The 14,369-nt window shown below is 53.8% G+C and carries 26 protein-coding genes; all 26 read left to right on the top strand.

All coding sequences use genetic code 11. The features are described 5' to 3' along the window. Nucleotides 1-3 precede the first annotated feature (3 nt). Genes fusA through infA form a run of 26 tightly spaced genes read left to right on the top strand, consistent with a single transcriptional unit; the run spans nt 4 to nt 14,368 of the window. Nucleotides 4-2,103 (top strand): elongation factor G, encoded by a 2,100-nt coding sequence (gene fusA, locus PJU76_RS11100; RefSeq protein WP_271779580.1) that lies wholly within the window; start codon nt 4-6, stop codon nt 2,101-2,103. Nucleotides 2,104-2,123: 20 nt separating this feature from the next. Then, on the top strand, nt 2,124-3,314 hold the full coding sequence (gene tuf / locus PJU76_RS11095; protein WP_064218407.1) for an elongation factor Tu: 1,191 nt from the start codon (nt 2,124-2,126) through the stop codon (nt 3,312-3,314). Continuing rightward, nucleotides 3,314-3,622 (top strand): 30S ribosomal protein S10, encoded by a 309-nt coding sequence (gene rpsJ, locus PJU76_RS11090; protein ID WP_014030033.1) that lies wholly within the window; start codon nt 3,314-3,316, stop codon nt 3,620-3,622. The genes tuf and rpsJ overlap by 1 nt, the downstream gene beginning before the upstream one ends. 17 nt (nt 3,623-3,639) lie before the next feature. Further along, entirely contained in the window at nt 3,640-4,272 is a 633-nt protein-coding gene (gene rplC, locus PJU76_RS11085) for a 50S ribosomal protein L3 (protein ID WP_064218408.1), read from the top strand. 10 nt (nt 4,273-4,282) lie between these two features. Continuing rightward, nucleotides 4,283-4,900: a 50S ribosomal protein L4 gene (gene rplD / locus PJU76_RS11080; protein WP_271779579.1), complete on the top strand. Its 618-nt coding sequence runs from the start codon at nt 4,283-4,285 to the stop codon at nt 4,898-4,900. Beyond that, complete coding sequence (rplW, locus tag PJU76_RS11075) at nt 4,897-5,190, top strand: 50S ribosomal protein L23 (protein ID WP_035193429.1); 294 nt, start codon at nt 4,897-4,899, stop codon at nt 5,188-5,190. The genes rplD and rplW overlap by 4 nt, the downstream gene beginning before the upstream one ends. A 16-nt stretch (nt 5,191-5,206) precedes the next feature. Then, nucleotides 5,207-6,031, top strand: coding sequence for a 50S ribosomal protein L2 (rplB, locus tag PJU76_RS11070; protein WP_271779578.1), 825 nt, complete (start codon nt 5,207-5,209; stop codon nt 6,029-6,031). A gap of 18 nt (nt 6,032-6,049) precedes the next feature. Then, a complete protein-coding gene (gene rpsS / locus PJU76_RS11065; RefSeq protein ID WP_014030028.1) occupies nt 6,050-6,325 on the top strand; it encodes a 30S ribosomal protein S19 in 276 nt (91 codons plus the stop codon). 10 nt (nt 6,326-6,335) lie between these two features. After that, nucleotides 6,336-6,668, top strand: coding sequence for a 50S ribosomal protein L22 (gene rplV, locus PJU76_RS11060; protein ID WP_014030027.1), 333 nt, complete (start codon nt 6,336-6,338; stop codon nt 6,666-6,668). Nucleotides 6,669-6,679: 11 nt separating this feature from the next. Next, nucleotides 6,680-7,342: a 30S ribosomal protein S3 gene (gene rpsC, locus PJU76_RS11055; RefSeq protein ID WP_064218411.1), complete on the top strand. Its 663-nt coding sequence runs from the start codon at nt 6,680-6,682 to the stop codon at nt 7,340-7,342. 12 nt (nt 7,343-7,354) lie between these two features. Further along, nucleotides 7,355-7,771: a 50S ribosomal protein L16 gene (gene rplP / locus PJU76_RS11050; protein ID WP_014030025.1), complete on the top strand. Its 417-nt coding sequence runs from the start codon at nt 7,355-7,357 to the stop codon at nt 7,769-7,771. Further along, nucleotides 7,768-7,965, top strand: a complete 198-nt coding sequence (rpmC, locus tag PJU76_RS11045) for a 50S ribosomal protein L29 (RefSeq protein WP_064218412.1) — start codon at nt 7,768-7,770, stop codon at nt 7,963-7,965. Before rplP ends, rpmC begins: the two co-directional genes overlap by 4 nt. After that, nucleotides 7,962-8,237 carry a 30S ribosomal protein S17 gene (gene rpsQ, locus PJU76_RS11040; RefSeq protein WP_014030023.1) on the top strand — a complete coding sequence of 92 codons (276 nt, stop codon included), beginning with the start codon at nt 7,962-7,964 and terminating at the stop codon, nt 8,235-8,237. The genes rpmC and rpsQ overlap by 4 nt, the downstream gene beginning before the upstream one ends. Continuing rightward, complete coding sequence (rplN, locus tag PJU76_RS11035) at nt 8,234-8,602, top strand: 50S ribosomal protein L14 (RefSeq protein WP_014030022.1); 369 nt, start codon at nt 8,234-8,236, stop codon at nt 8,600-8,602. The genes rpsQ and rplN overlap by 4 nt, the downstream gene beginning before the upstream one ends. A gap of 9 nt (nt 8,603-8,611) precedes the next feature. Beyond that, nucleotides 8,612-8,932, top strand: coding sequence for a 50S ribosomal protein L24 (gene rplX, locus PJU76_RS11030; protein WP_064218424.1), 321 nt, complete (start codon nt 8,612-8,614; stop codon nt 8,930-8,932). A 14-nt stretch (nt 8,933-8,946) separates the two neighbouring features. After that, nucleotides 8,947-9,489, top strand: a complete 543-nt coding sequence (rplE, locus tag PJU76_RS11025; protein WP_064218413.1) for a 50S ribosomal protein L5 — start codon at nt 8,947-8,949, stop codon at nt 9,487-9,489. A gap of 13 nt (nt 9,490-9,502) precedes the next feature. After that, nucleotides 9,503-9,688, top strand: coding sequence for a type Z 30S ribosomal protein S14 (locus PJU76_RS11020; protein WP_012536091.1), 186 nt, complete (start codon nt 9,503-9,505; stop codon nt 9,686-9,688). A gap of 9 nt (nt 9,689-9,697) precedes the next feature. Beyond that, nucleotides 9,698-10,093: a 30S ribosomal protein S8 gene (gene rpsH, locus PJU76_RS11015; protein WP_064218414.1), complete on the top strand. Its 396-nt coding sequence runs from the start codon at nt 9,698-9,700 to the stop codon at nt 10,091-10,093. Nucleotides 10,094-10,107: 14 nt separating this feature from the next. Then, nucleotides 10,108-10,632 (top strand): 50S ribosomal protein L6, encoded by a 525-nt coding sequence (gene rplF, locus PJU76_RS11010; RefSeq protein ID WP_271779577.1) that lies wholly within the window; start codon nt 10,108-10,110, stop codon nt 10,630-10,632. A gap of 18 nt (nt 10,633-10,650) precedes the next feature. Beyond that, entirely contained in the window at nt 10,651-11,004 is a 354-nt protein-coding gene (gene rplR / locus PJU76_RS11005; RefSeq protein ID WP_215848844.1) for a 50S ribosomal protein L18, read from the top strand. Nucleotides 11,005-11,016: 12 nt separating this feature from the next. Further along, the gene (gene rpsE, locus PJU76_RS11000; protein ID WP_271779576.1) at nt 11,017-11,547 is read left to right on the top strand and encodes a 30S ribosomal protein S5; all 531 of its coding nucleotides are present in this window, start codon (nt 11,017-11,019) and stop codon (nt 11,545-11,547) included. Then, entirely contained in the window at nt 11,540-11,725 is a 186-nt protein-coding gene (rpmD, locus tag PJU76_RS10995; protein WP_014030015.1) for a 50S ribosomal protein L30, read from the top strand. Before rpsE ends, rpmD begins: the two co-directional genes overlap by 8 nt. After that, on the top strand, nt 11,722-12,159 hold the full coding sequence (gene rplO / locus PJU76_RS10990; protein ID WP_064218418.1) for a 50S ribosomal protein L15: 438 nt from the start codon (nt 11,722-11,724) through the stop codon (nt 12,157-12,159). Before rpmD ends, rplO begins: the two co-directional genes overlap by 4 nt. Continuing rightward, complete coding sequence (gene secY / locus PJU76_RS10985; protein WP_271779575.1) at nt 12,159-13,490, top strand: preprotein translocase subunit SecY; 1,332 nt, start codon at nt 12,159-12,161, stop codon at nt 13,488-13,490. Before rplO ends, secY begins: the two co-directional genes overlap by 1 nt. Further along, nucleotides 13,487-14,149: an adenylate kinase gene (locus tag PJU76_RS10980; protein WP_271779574.1), complete on the top strand. Its 663-nt coding sequence runs from the start codon at nt 13,487-13,489 to the stop codon at nt 14,147-14,149. The genes secY and PJU76_RS10980 overlap by 4 nt, the downstream gene beginning before the upstream one ends. Next, a complete protein-coding gene (infA, locus tag PJU76_RS10975) occupies nt 14,150-14,368 on the top strand; it encodes a translation initiation factor IF-1 (RefSeq protein WP_064218421.1) in 219 nt (72 codons plus the stop codon). It begins immediately after the preceding gene. Nucleotide 14,369: the final 1 nt, after the last annotated feature.

Here is a 14,369-nt window from a genome sequence, read left to right as displayed (position 1 = left end):
AACGTGGCTCGTACAACCCCCATCGAACGTTATCGCAATATCGGCATCATGGCGCACATTGATGCCGGCAAAACGACTACCACTGAACGCATTTTATTCTACACCGGCGTCTCTCATAAGATTGGCGAAGTGCATGAAGGTACTGCGGTCATGGACTGGATGGCCCAGGAGCAGGAGCGCGGTATTACCATTACCTCCGCGGCGACCACCTGTTTCTGGAAGGGTATGGACGGGCAGCGCGCCGAGCACCGGATCAATATTATTGATACGCCAGGCCACGTCGATTTCACCATTGAAGTGGAGCGTTCACTGCGTGTGCTGGACGGCGCCATGGCCGTGTTTTGCGCGGTAGGTGGTGTGCAGCCCCAGTCCGAAACAGTATGGCGACAGGCGAACAAATATGGCGTTCCCCGTATTGCCTTCGTGAACAAGATGGATCGTCAGGGCGCGAACTTCAAGCGGGTTGTTGAGCAGGTTGCGACCAAGTTGCGGGGTAATCCGGTTCCGATTCAACTACCCATTGGTGAAGAGGATCGCTTCAGCGGCGTCATCGACCTGATGAAGATGAAGTCCATCAACTGGGATGACGCGCTGCAGGGCACCCGGTTTACGGAAGAAGAGATTCCCGCCGCTTTGCAAGCGGATGCCGAGGCCGCACGTCACTTCATGGTAGAGGCCATCGCGGACGCCGATGAAGACGTGATGATGAAATACCTCGAAGGTGAGGAAATCAGTATTGCGGAATTGAAGGCGGCCCTGCGCAGGGCGACGATTGCCGGTGCCGTGGTGCCTGTGTTGTGCGGAAGTGCCTTTAAGAACAAAGGGGTGCAGGCAGCGTTAGATGCCGTGCTGGACTACCTGCCGTCGCCAGTCGATATCAAGCCGGTGGAAGGCACGCATCCTGATAGCGGGGCGGAAATCGTTCGTGCTGCAGATGATAGCGAGCCTTTCTCGGCTTTGGCGTTCAAAATCGCGACGGATCCCTTTGTCGGGCAGCTCACTTTCTTCCGGGTTTATTCGGGGGTGCTCACTGCGGGTTCCACGGTGCTCAATCCAGGTCGCGATCAGAAAGAACGTATTGGCCGCGTGCTACAGATGCATGCCAACGAGCGCCATGAAATCAAGGAAGTGTTCGCGGGAGATATTGCCGCCGCCGTCGGGCTGAAAACCGCCTACACCGGAGATACACTCTGTGACTTAAGTAAGCCGATTGCCTTGGAGCAGATGGAATTCCCCGAACCGGTGATTCATGTTGCGGTCGAGCCAAAAACCAAGGCAGATCAAGAAAAGATGGGCGTTGCCCTAGGTAAGCTCGCTCAGGAAGATCCGTCGTTTCGGGTGCGTACCGATCAAGAATCCGGGCAGACCATCATTTCCGGGATGGGAGAATTGCACCTGGAGATCATTGTCGATCGTATGAAGCGCGAATTCGGCGTTGAGGCGACCGTCGGTGCGCCGCAGGTGGCGTACCGCGAGACGATTCGCAAAATGGTTGAGTCAGAAGGCAAGTTTGTTCGCCAATCAGGTGGACGCGGTCAATACGGACACGTATGGTTGCGTCTTGAGCCCCTTGAGCCAGGAAGTGGTTTTGTCTTTGAGAACGGGGTGGTCGGCGGTACCGTACCCAAAGAGTTCATCAACCCAACCGAAAAGGGTATTGAAGAAGCGCTGGAAAATGGTATCATCGCGGGCTTCCCTGTGGTGGACGTTAAAGTCACCCTTTTTGACGGTTCTTACCATGATGTCGACTCTTCCGAGGCGGCATTTAAAATCGCAGGGTCGATGGGTTTCAAAGCGGGCGCGGCGAAGGCCAACCCGGTATTGCTGGAACCCATTTTTGCCGTAGAGGTGGTAACTCCGGAAGAATATATGGGTGACATCATCGGTGATATCAATAGCCGCCGCGGTATGATGCAAGGTATGGAAGACGAGGCGGGTGCAAAGATGATCCGCTGCGAAGTGCCTCTGGCGGAAATGTTTGGGTATGCGACGGCCGTGCGTTCACTTTCCCAGGGCCGGGCTACCTATACCATGCAGTTTGAGAAGTACATGGAAGTCCCCGGTCATGTGGCCGAGGCCATTGTCAAGAAAAGTCAGCGCTAGTCGTAACGGGAGAGTTCAAGATGTCCAAAGGGAAATTTGAGCGGACGAAGCCGCATGTGAACGTGGGAACGATTGGTCATGTGGACCATGGCAAGACCACATTGACGGCGGCGCTGACGAAGGTGTTGTCGGCGAAGTTTGGTGGTGAGGTTCGCGCTTATGATCAGATTGACAATGCGCCGGAAGAGCGGGCACGAGGGATCACGATTGCGACCTCGCACGTGGAGTACGAGACGGAAAATCGCCACTATGCCCACGTGGACTGTCCAGGTCACGCCGACTACGTGAAGAACATGATCACTGGTGCCGCGCAGATGGATGGTGCCATTTTGGTTTGTTCGGCGGCCGACGGTCCGATGCCCCAGACCCGCGAACACATTTTGCTTGCCCGCCAGGTGGGCGTTCCCTATATAGTGGTGTTTCTGAACAAGGCCGACATGGTGGACGACGCCGAGTTGCTGGAACTGGTTGAAATGGAAGTGCGGGAGCTACTTTCCAAGTACGAGTTTCCAGGCGATGACATTCCGGTGATTATCGGTTCCGCGCTCAAGGCCTTGGAAGGGGATCAGAGTGACATTGGCGAGCCGGCTATTTACAGGCTGGCCGAGGCAATGGACAGTTACATTCCGATGCCCGAGCGTCCCATTGACAAGCCCTTTCTGATGCCGATTGAAGACGTGTTTTCCATTTCAGGCCGGGGCACGGTGGTGACCGGGCGCATTGAGCGTGGGATAGTCAAGATAGGCGATGAAATTGAGATTATTGGCATACGTGATACGGCCAAGAGCATTGTCACCGGTGTTGAGATGTTCCGCAAGATTCTGGATCAGGGTCAGGCTGGGGACAACGTTGGTGTTTTGCTGCGTGGCACGAAGAAAGATGACGTAGAGCGTGGGCAGGTGTTGGCGAAGCCCGGTAGTATCAAGCCGCACACGCGTTTTGAAGCCGAAGTGTATGTATTGTCGAAGGAAGAGGGTGGTCGTCACACGCCGTTTTTCAATGGTTATCGTCCGCAGTTTTACTTCCGTACCACGGACGTAACGGGTGCGGTGGAATTACCGGAAGGTGTGGAGATGGTGATGCCTGGGGACAACATTTTGTTCAAGGTAGCGCTGATTGCACCGATTGCGATGGAAGAAGGTTTGCGTTTTGCGGTGCGCGAAGGTGGACGTACCGTTGGCGCCGGCGTGGTCTCAAAGGTGGTCGAGTAATGGAAAGTTCCAAGATTCGAATTCGCCTTAAATCGTATGATTATCGTATGCTGGATATTTCCGCTGCGGAAATCGTAGAAACCGCGCGTCGGACCGGGGCGCGTGTTTGTGGGCCGATCCCTCTTCCTACAAAAATTGAACGCTTTACGGTCCTGCGCTCACCGCATGTGGATAAAAATGCGCGTGACCAATTTGAACAGCGCACGCACAAGCGCTTACTCGATATTCTCGATCCCAACGACAAGACGGTAGATGCCCTGATCAAGCTTGATCTGGCGGCTGGTGTCGATGTCGAGATCAAGCTGTAATTATAAAGGACGATACAATGGTAATGGGCCTGATCGGACGGAAAGTGGGTATGACGCGCATCGTTACAGAAGATGGACGTGTATTGCCGGTAACCGTCATTCATGTGGCACCGAATACGGTGGCACAGGTTAAAGATATCGCCACTGACGGTTACTGTGCGGTACAGTTGGCAACCGGTGAACGCCGTCCACAACGCTTAACCTCTGCGGTGGCTGGACATTTTCGCAAGAGCGGAATAACCCCGGGGCGGCTTTTACGGGAGTTTCGAGTGGCGGAGGACGCTGCTTATGTCTGCGGTACGGAGATCGGTCTCGATATTTTCGCGGAAGGTCAGCGCGTGGATGTGTCTGGGGTCAGCAAAGGCAAAGGCTTTGCTGGCGCCATCAAGCGCCATAATTTCCGGAGTAACCGGGCCAGCCATGGTAATTCGTTGTCACACCGTGCCCCTGGTTCCATCGGTTGCCGCCAGACACCTGGACGAGTGTTCAAGGGCAAGAAAATGGCAGGGCACCTGGGTGCCGAACAGGTCACGACGCTCAATCTTGAACTGGTGCGTATCGATGCGAATCGTCGCCTGCTCATGATTAAGGGCGCCGTTCCCGGTGCCCGTGACGGGGACGTGATCGTTCGTCCTGCCGTGCGTGGTTAGGAGAAAAATAATGCAAGTGCAAAGCTTGGAAGTGACCACCGGGAAGAGCAGCGATATCGAGGTCGCCGATGGTGTGTTCGGAGTGCCTTATAATGAGGCATTGTTGCACCAGGTCGTGGTAGCCCAGATGGCTGGTATGCGTTCGGCGAACGCCGTACAGAAGAATCGCGCGGCAGTGCGTGGCGGTGGACGCAAGCCGTGGAAGCAAAAGGGTACCGGTCGGGCGCGCGCCGGCAGTATTCGTAGTCCAATCTGGCGCGGCGGTGGACGGGCCTTTCCTGGTGGGAATGAAAACTATACCCAAAAGATCAACAAGAAAATGTGGGCTGGGGCAATGCGCACAGTGCTGGCGGAGTTGCTGCGTCAGGGTCGCTTGCAAATCATACAGCAAGAGGACCTTGGCGAGCCGCGGAGTCGACTCGCTAAAGACTGGTTGAGCCGCGCGGGCGGAGATAATTTTCTGCTGGTCATGGGTGAAGTGCCGTTGAATCTTTTCCTGGGCCTGCGCAATTTTCCGCGGGTGGGTATCGCCGGTTGGCAGGATGTCGGGCCTGCTGATCTTCTCCAGTATGGCCGCGTTTTACTTGATACCGAAGCGGCAGCAAGATTAGGTGAGGTGTACGGATGAACGCTGAGCGTAAGTATCTTGTCTTGCTGGCACCCATTATCAGTGAAAAGAGTACGATGGTGCAGCAACAGTCGAATCAGTTCGTGTTTAAGGTCGCGCGCGATTCCACCAAGCTGGAAATCAAGTCTGCGGTTGAAAAGCTCTTTGCGGTTCAGGTCCTTTCTGTTCAGACTTGTAATTATCTAGGTAAGGAAAAACGCATGGGCCGTCATGTCGGCCATCGCTCTTCTTGGAAGAAAGCCTATGTACGGCTGGCCGAGGGCAGCAGCATAGATTACGGCGTTGCCTGAGGAAAAGGGATAACAGATGGCACTTATTAAAACTAAGCCGACCTCTCCGGGACGGCGTTTCGTAGTAAAAACGGTCGACGCGAGGCTCTATAAAGGAGATCCGCATCCCGCTCTGGTCGCGGCTCAATCGCACAGTGGTGGGCGCAACAATCTTGGGCGCGTTACGCGGCGGCACCAGGGTGGTGGACACAAGTCACATTATCGTTTGGTGGATTTTAAGCGTAATAAGTTAGATATACCGGGTAAGGTCGAACGCCTAGAATATGACCCCAATCGTTCGGCCCACATTGCGTTGATTTGCTATGCCGATGGCGAGCGTCGCTATATTCTCGCGGCAAAAGGCATGTCCAGTGGTGATCCCGTACTTTCCGCTGAGCAGACGCCCATTAAGCCGGGTAATTGCATGCCGCTGCGCAATATTCCCGTGGGATCGGTGGTGCATAACATTGAAATGCGGCCCGGCAAGGGTGGGCAGATTGCTCGCTCTGCTGGAGCATCTGCTCAGCTCATGGCGCGTGACGGAGATTATGCCCAAGTGCGATTGCGCTCTGGTGAAGTGCGCCGGATTCATGTATCCTGCCGCGCTACGATAGGTGAGGTTGGGAATGAAGAGCACGGTTCCCGTCAATTGGGTAAGGCGGGTGCGACGCGCTGGCGCGGCGTACGGCCAACGGTTCGTGGTGTTGCGATGAACCCAGTGGATCACCCGCATGGCGGTGGTGAAGGGCGCACCTCCGGTGGTCGTCATCCGGTATCCCCTTGGGGGCAGCCAACAAAGGGTTATCGTACCCGTAGAAATAAGCGTACGAGTAGTATGATTGTGCGCCGTCGTTCGCGTTAGTGGTTAAGAGGATTTCACGTGCCACGTTCGATTAAAAAAGGTCCGTTCATTGATGAACATTTGGACCGTAAAGTGCAGAGTGCTCAGGCGAGCAGCAGCCGTCGTCCGATCAAGACGTGGTCGCGTCGCTCGACAATTACGCCTGATTTTATTGGATTAACCATTAGCATTCATAATGGCCGTCAACATATTCCAGTAGTCGTCAATGAGAATATGGTTGGCCACAAGCTCGGTGAATTCGCTTTGACGCGAACCTTCAAGGGTCACGTCGCCGACAAGAAAGCTAAGCGCTAAGGGGAATGTGATGAAATCGTCAGCGGTACTAAAAGGACTTCAAATGTCCCCCCAAAAAGCGCGTCTGGTCGCTGATCTGGTACGCGGACAGCCGGTGGGCAAGGCACTGGAGATCTTGCGTTTCACTACCAAAAAGGCCGCGCTCCCGATTCGCAAATGTCTGGAGTCTGCTATTGCAAATGCCGAGAATAACGAAGGCGCGGACGTAGATGCTTTGGTCGTCGAGCAGATCATGATTGACGGTGGTGCAGTGCTCAAGCGCTTCGCGGCCAGAGCGAAAGGGCGTGGCTCGCGGATACTCAAGCGCACCAGCCATATCACCGTTGTCGTCGCTGAGAGTTAACTGAGGAACGTATGGGACAGAAAACCAATCCAGTCGGACTGCGTCTGGGAATCATTAAGAATTGGAATTCCCGATGGTATGGTAAAGGCGACTTCCAGGAAAAACTGCTGGAAGACATCAAGGTCCGTCAGTTTATTCGTGAACGACTCGTCGGCGGCGCAGTCTCTGACATTATCATTGAGCGTCCCGCGCGTAGTGCGCGTATTACGGTGCACACCGCCCGGCCCGGCATTGTTATCGGCAAAAAGGGCGAAGATATTGAAAAGCTTCGTCATGACGTGCAGATGCGCATGGGGGTTCCTGTCCATATCAACGTGGAAGAAATCCGCAAGCCTGAGCTGGACGCGCAGTTGGTGGCCGAAAGCGTTGCGCAGCAACTTGTTCGCCGCATTATGTTTCGGCGTGCGATGAAGCGGGCGGTTACCAACGCTATGCGCTTTGGCGCGTTAGGCATGCGTATCAACTGCGCCGGTCGTCTTGGCGGTGCAGAGATTGCTCGTACCGAATGGTACCGGGAGGGTCGCGTTCCGCTACATACGTTGCGCGCCGATATTGACTATGGTTTCGCAGAAGCCAAAACCACCTACGGCATTATCGGGGTAAAGGTATGGATCTTCAAAGGCGAAATCCTCGAGTGGAGCACGGCGCAAATGCCCGCTGCCCGCCAGAAGTGACGGGGGTGTCCGATGCTGCAGCCTAAACGTACAAAATTTCGTAAACAACACAAGGGTCGTAATCGTGGTATTGCTACCCGCGGAAACAAAGTGAGCTTTGGCGAATTTGGCCTTAAGGCCGTTGGTCGGGGTCGTATCACGGCCAGGCAGCTCGAAGCCGCCCGGCGCGCCATCAGTCGGCATGTAAAACGCGGTGGGCGCATGTGGATTCGTATTTTTCCCGACAAGCCGATCAGCAAAAAGCCGGCAGAAGTGCGTATGGGCAAAGGTAAGGGTAATCCGGAATACTGGGTGGCCTTGATTCAGCCCGGTAAAGTACTTTATGAAATGGAAGGTGTAACGGAAGAAGTGGCCCGTGAGGCGTTTGCGCTGGGTGCTGCCAAGCTTCCGATACAGACAATATTTGTCAGTAGACGGGTGATGGGATGAAAGCTCAGGAAGTTCAAAAACTGGATCTGGCAGGTTGCCAAGCACAACTGCTCCTCCTTCTGGAGGAGCAGTTCAAATTACGCATGCAACACGCTACTGGTCAACTAGCCAAGACGTCGCGTTTACGCTTTGTGCGTCGTGATATTGCGCGTGTGCGGACGGCTATTACTGTGAAGAAGGAAGCGCACTTATGACCGAGGCGAAGAACCCGCGTAGTTTGGTAGGTACGGTGGTCAGCAACCTTATGGATAAAACTATAGTGGTCAATGTTGAGCGTCGTATCCAACACCCGCTTTATAAAAAATATATTCGGCGCTCCAAGAAATTTCACGCCCACGATGCGGAAAACACCTGCCAGATCGGTGACACCGTGAAAATTGAAGAATGTCGTCCGCTGTCGAAAACGAAGAGTTGGCGCTTGGTGAACGTGCTTGCCCAGGGCATTGTGGAAGGGGATACCGCATGATACAGATGCAGACCAGGCTGAGCGTTGCTGACAATAGCGGTGCCCGGGAAGTGATGTGTATCAAGGTGCTCGGTGGCTCGCATCGGCGTTATGCAGGTATTGGCGATGTCATCAAGGTGAGCATCAAAGACGCCGTTCCACGTGGCAAGGTAAAAAAGGGTGATGTCTATAATGCGCTCGTCGTGCGTACTCGTAAGGGTGTACGACGCGAAGATGGATCCTTGATTCGTTTTGACAGTAATGCGGCTGTGCTCTTAAATAATCAGTTGCAACCAATTGGTACACGTATTTTTGGCCCGGTGACGCGCGAGTTACGCGGTGCTAATTTTATGAAGATAATTTCATTGGCGCCGGAAGTGCTGTAGGGGATGACCATGTTGAAGGTACGTAAGGACGATGAGGTCGTGATTCTGACCGGTAAGGATAAGGGCAAGCGAGGTAAAGTGCTCAAGGTGCTGCCGGAAGAGTTACGGGTGGTGGTCGAAAAGGTGAATATGGTTAAACGGCACGTTCGTCCTGATCGCATGGGCAAGCCTGGCGGTATCGTGGAAAAAGAGGCGCCAGTTCATGTGTCTAATGTGGCCATTTTTAATGCGGTCACAGGTAGCGGGGATCGAATTGGTTATAAGGTGCTTGAGGACGGGCAGAAAGTGCGTGTTTTTAAGAGCAACGGTGAAGTTATTGGCCGCCGTTAAGCAAGGGAAATAATATGGAAGCACGTTTACATTCTTTGTATAAAACGTCTATCGCGCCTAAGCTAATGCAAGATTTTGGCTTTAGTAGTGTGATGGAAGTGCCAAAACTACGGAAGATCACTCTGAACATGGGAGTGGGAGAGGCCGTGGGTGACAAAAAGATTCTAGAAGCAGCTGTTGGCGATATGACCAAGATCGCAGGCCAGAAGCCCGTAGTGACGCGCGCCCGGAAGTCCGTAGCGGCTTTCAAAATACGCGATGGTTATCCTATTGGCTGCATGGTGACCTTGCGTGGAGTTTTGATGTACGAGTTTTTGGATCGCCTTGTCAGTGTGGCCATTCCCCGTATCAGAGACTTTCGTGGTCTTTCGCCGCGGTCGTTTGATGGGCGTGGAAATTATACGATGGGCGTGAAAGAGCAGATCATATTCCCGGAAATTGAATATGATAAAATCGATCGTTTGCGCGGGTTGGACGTGGTATTCACTACCACCGCCAAGAATGATGAAGAGGGCCTTGGGCTTTTAAAAGCCTTCAAGATGCCCTTCCGGTCTTGAAGGAGTTTGACGCGTGGCAAAGAAATCATTGATCGCAAAGTCTGAAAGGACTCCAAAATTTAAGGTGCGTGCGTATCACCGGTGCAAATTGTGCGGGCGTTCACGCGGTTACTATCGGAAGTTTGGCCTCTGCCGTTTGTGCTTTCGTAAGCATGCTTCGGCTGGGTCGATTCCCGGTATCGTTAAAGCGAGCTGGTGAGGAAACACGATGAGCGTGACGGATCCTATTGCTGATATGCTGACGCGCATTCGTAATGCGCAACAGGTAAATAAGGCGAAAGTGCAGATGCCTGCTTCCAAACTGAAACGCGCCATTGCGCGGGTCTTGGTGGAAGAGGGTTACATCCTGGATGTGAAAGAAGACGTGTTGGACGGTCATCCCGTTCTTAACTTAACGTTAAAGTATTACGCGGGTACAGGCGTCATTGTGGAGATTCGGCGAGTTAGTCGGCCTGGTGTTCGCATTTATCGTGGCGCCGAAGATTTACCACGCGTGCGTGATGGCTTTGGCATCGCAATTATATCGACTTCTCAGGGAATTATGACTGATCGTGCGGCTCGTTCCGCGGGCATCGGTGGTGAAGTTCTCTGCGTCGTATCCTAAAGGGGAGGACGAAAATGTCTCGTGTAGCGAAACAGCCAGTGCCTCTTCCGAAGGGCGTCGAAGTCCACGTTGCAGAACAGCGTCTGATTGTGAAAGGCCCTAAAGGACAAATTTCCGCGCCTTTCCACCCATCTGTGGAATTGCAGTTGGATGCCGATGTGGTGTCACTGACTTGGGCGGAAGGCCAAAATGCCCAGGCGGGAACGATGCGGGCGATGCTGAGCAATATGGTACAAGGTGTATCGCAAGGATTTGAACAGAAACTAGAAATTATCGGTGTGGGTTATCGGGCCCAGGCGAAAGGTAGGTCGCTCAGCCTGAGTCTCGGTTTTTCCCATCCGGTGGATTATCCGGTGCCTGATGATATCAGCATCGAAACACCGACACAGACAGAAATAGTTATTCGGGGCATCGATAAGCAGAAGGTTGGTCAGATAGCTGCGGATATTCGTGCCTATCGCCCTCCGGAGCCCTACAAAGGTAAGGGTGTACGTTACGCCGGTGAAAATGTCAGACGTAAAGAAGCGAAGAAGAAATGATGGTTGAGGCTTACTACTATGAATAAAAATTTGTCAAGACTCCGTCGGGCACGTAAAACCCGGGCTCGCATCGCATCGCAGGCCAAACCACGGCTCTGTGTCTTTCGTTCCGGCAAGCATATTTATGCCCAGGTGATTGATGACAGGCAAGGGAAAGTTCTCGTGCAGGCGTCCAGCCTAGAGGGTGAACTCCGCAAGCAAATGCCGCACGGGGCAGATGTTGCAGCCGCCGCAACTATTGGACAACGGGTTGCAGCCAAGGCATTGGCGGTGGGCGTTAAGGAAGTGGCATTTGACCGGAGCGGATATCGTTACCATGGTCGGGTGAGAGCTTTGGCCGACGCTGCCCGTGAAGGCGGGTTGTCGTTCTGATGGAGAGCTAAGATGGCACGGGAAAATCGCGATACGCAGTCCAACGACGGGATGCAGGAAAAACTTATTCACATCAACCGCGTTTCCAAGGTGGTCAAAGGCGGCCGTCAATTCGGCTTTGCAGCGCTTATGGTGGTGGGCGATGGGGATGGCAAGGTTGGTTTCGGTCGCGGAAAAGCTAAAGAAGTCCCTGCGGGGATTCAAAAGGCCACTGATCAGGCACGTCGGTGGATGACGACTATACCGCTGATGCGAGGTGGTACGATTCCTTACCCGGTAGAGGGTCGTCATGGGGCGGCACGCGTCATTCTGCGTCCGGCGCCAGAAGGTAGCGGTGTCATTGCCGGTGGTGCGATGCGTGCGGTCTGTGAGGCGGTAGGCCTACGGAACGTGGTAGCCAAGTCGCTTGGTTCCAATAACCCTATCAATGTTGTGCGCGCAACTTTTGACGCCTTTAATAAATTGGCGAGCCCCCAGGCAATCGCCATGAAACGGGGCAAGAGTCTGAAGGAAATCCGCAGCGAAGGAGGGCATGATGAGTAAGCATCTGCGCATCACGCTGGTAAAAAGTTTGATTGGCGTGGCCGAAAAGCAACGTCGGATTGTGGTGGGGTTGGGTCTGCGCCATACCAATCATTCGGTAGAACGCCTGGATACCCCAGAGATTCGTGGAATGGTCAATAAGATACCCTATCTACTTCGGTGGGAAGAGCTGTCATGAAATTAAATACAATTGCGCCTGCAGAGGGCTCGAAAAAGGACCGTCGCCGTGTCGGACGCGGGATCGGCAGCGGTCTCGGCAAAACGGCCGGTCGTGGTCACAAAGGTCAGCACGCGCGGTCCGGTGGCTACCATAAGGTGGGATTCGAAGGCGGTCAGATGCCTTTGCAAAGGCGTATCCCCAAGCGTGGCTTCCGTAACCCCTTGGGGGCCCGCGTCGTCGAGGTGGCGTTGTCCCAACTGGAGTCTGCGGCCATTGACGGCGTAGTAGATCTCGAAGGCTTACTGCTTCGGCGCATCGTTCGTGGCTCGCCGGATTCGGTTAAAGTAATTTTAACCGGTGAAATCACGCAGGCTTTAACCGTGCGCGGATTGCGCGTAAGCGCGGGTGCACGGGCGGCTATCGAGCTCGCTGGCGGAAAGGTAGAAGGTTAATGGCCGGGTTACGTAGCATTGGAGGCGCCGCACAGGGGGCCGGAAAGATCAATGAGTTACGTAACCGCATTCTGTTCCTGATGGGCGCGCTTCTGGTTTTCCGTGTCGGCGCGCACATACCCGTACCGGGAATCGATCCGGCGGCCATGGCGGCATTTTTTAACCAGCAGCGTGGAACCATCTTGGGCATGTTCAACATGTTCTCGGGGGGGGCGCTTTCCCGCCTGACGGTTTTCGCTTTAGGGATCATGCCCTACATCAGTGCATCAATCATATTCCAACTGGCAGGGTCGGTTTTTCCGAAACTCGAAGAACTTAAAAAGGAAGGCGAAGCCGGGCGCCGTAAAATAACAGAGTACACGCGTTATGCCACGGTCATACTTGCTCTGATGCAAGGCTTGGGGATCGCCATCGCGATTGAGAAAATGCACGCCGGATCTCTTCCCGTGGTGATTGACCCAGGTCCACTGTTTCTGTTCACGACAACGATTTCCCTTGCTTGCGGGACAGTTTTTCTGATGTGGATTGGAGAACAGATTACGGAGCGGGGGATCGGTAACGGCATTTCTATGATCATATTTGCCGGTATTGTCGCAGGTCTGCCAGACGCTATCGGAACGACTGTTGAGCTCACCAAAACCGGCCAGTTTCAGCCGTTGTTCGTTGTGGCGCTCTTTATCCTTGCGCTTGTGGTGACCGGCTTTGTGGTATTTATGGAGAGTGCGCAGAGGCGTATTCCCATCCAGTATGCCAAGCGCCAGGTTGGCCGTAAGATATATGGGGGTCAAAGCTCGCACATGCCGCTCAAGGTGAACATGTCCGGCGTAATTCCGCCGATCTTCGCCTCCAGCATCATCCTGTTGCCGGCGACGTTATCTGGATGGTTCGCCAACGTGCCCGGAATGGAGTGGCTCGCGCGCTTTGGCCAGGCGTTGAGCCCAGGGTCTGCACTTTACGTGGTGGTGTTCACCACTGCGATTGTATTTTTTGCTTTTTTCTATACGGCCATGGTGTTTAATCCTCGGGATACCGCAGATAACCTAAAAAAATCCGGAGCCTTCGTGCCGGGTATCCGACCTGGCGAGCATACGGCGAAATACATGGATCGTATTCTTACCCGGCTCACGCTTTGGGGCGCTATGTATCTGACCTTGGTTTGTCTGCTGCCAGAGTTCCTCATTGTTCAGTACAATGTGCCGTTCTATTTCGGGGGCACCAGTCTGTTGATTGTCGTCGTGGTGATGATGGATTTGATGGGCCAGATTCAAAGTCATCTGCTCACCCATCAGTACGAGGGGTTGATTCGTAAAAACCCTCTCAGCGGGCGATGACGGTGGCAAAGCATTTGATCTTTCTTGGTGCCCCGGGCGTCGGTAAGGGTACCCAGGCTCAGCGGCTCGCTCAGTTAATGAGCTTGCCTCATGTGTCCACTGGTGATATGCTCCGCGCCTCGGTTCAGTCTGGCAGCGATATCGGGCTACGTGCCGCGGCAGTGATGGAGTCCGGCGCGCTTATGGGTGATGATATTATTGTCCGTATCGTTGCGGAGCGGTTACTTCTTGAGGACGCGTCGGATGGCGTTGTTTTCGACGGATTTCCTCGGACTATCCATCAGGCGCATGCGCTTGATCAGTTATTAGCCGCGCATGGCGATGAAATCGGCGCGGTGCTGCATTTGGATTTGGATGACGAAGAAATTGTCGAACGTCTCTCCGGGCGGAGGGTATGTTCGAAATGCGGGGCGATCTACCACATACGCTACCATGCACCCACAGTTTATGGGATCTGTGATATCTGTGGGGGCGGGTTGTTGCAACGTGAGGATGATCAGCCCGCAGTAATTCGTAAACGTTTGGCTGTTTATCAGGCGGAGACCGCGCCTTTGATCGCTTACTATCACGATCGACCTGCCTATCACCTGGTGAGCGGGGAGGGCGAAGTCGATGATGTATTCTCTAGAATCGTGAAAGCGGTAGAGGTAGCAGGCTAAATGTCGAAAGAAGATACCCTGGAAATGCAGGGTGAGGTAATAGAGAATTTGCCAAGTGCGACGTTCAAGGTACGCTTGGAGAATGGCTATGTGGTTAATGCACATATTTCCGGTAAAATGCGGATGCATTATATTCGCATATTACCCGGGGATAAGGTTACTGTAGAGATGACGCCTTATGATTTAAGCAAAGGTCGCATCATTTATCGTGCCAAATAGG

Source organism: Acidithiobacillus ferriphilus, assembly GCF_028215975.1.
Taxonomy (GTDB): domain Bacteria; phylum Pseudomonadota; class Gammaproteobacteria; order Acidithiobacillales; family Acidithiobacillaceae; genus Acidithiobacillus; species Acidithiobacillus ferriphilus.
The sequence above is the reverse complement of the archived record's forward strand: the minus strand, read 5'-3'. Positions and strand labels throughout refer to the sequence as shown.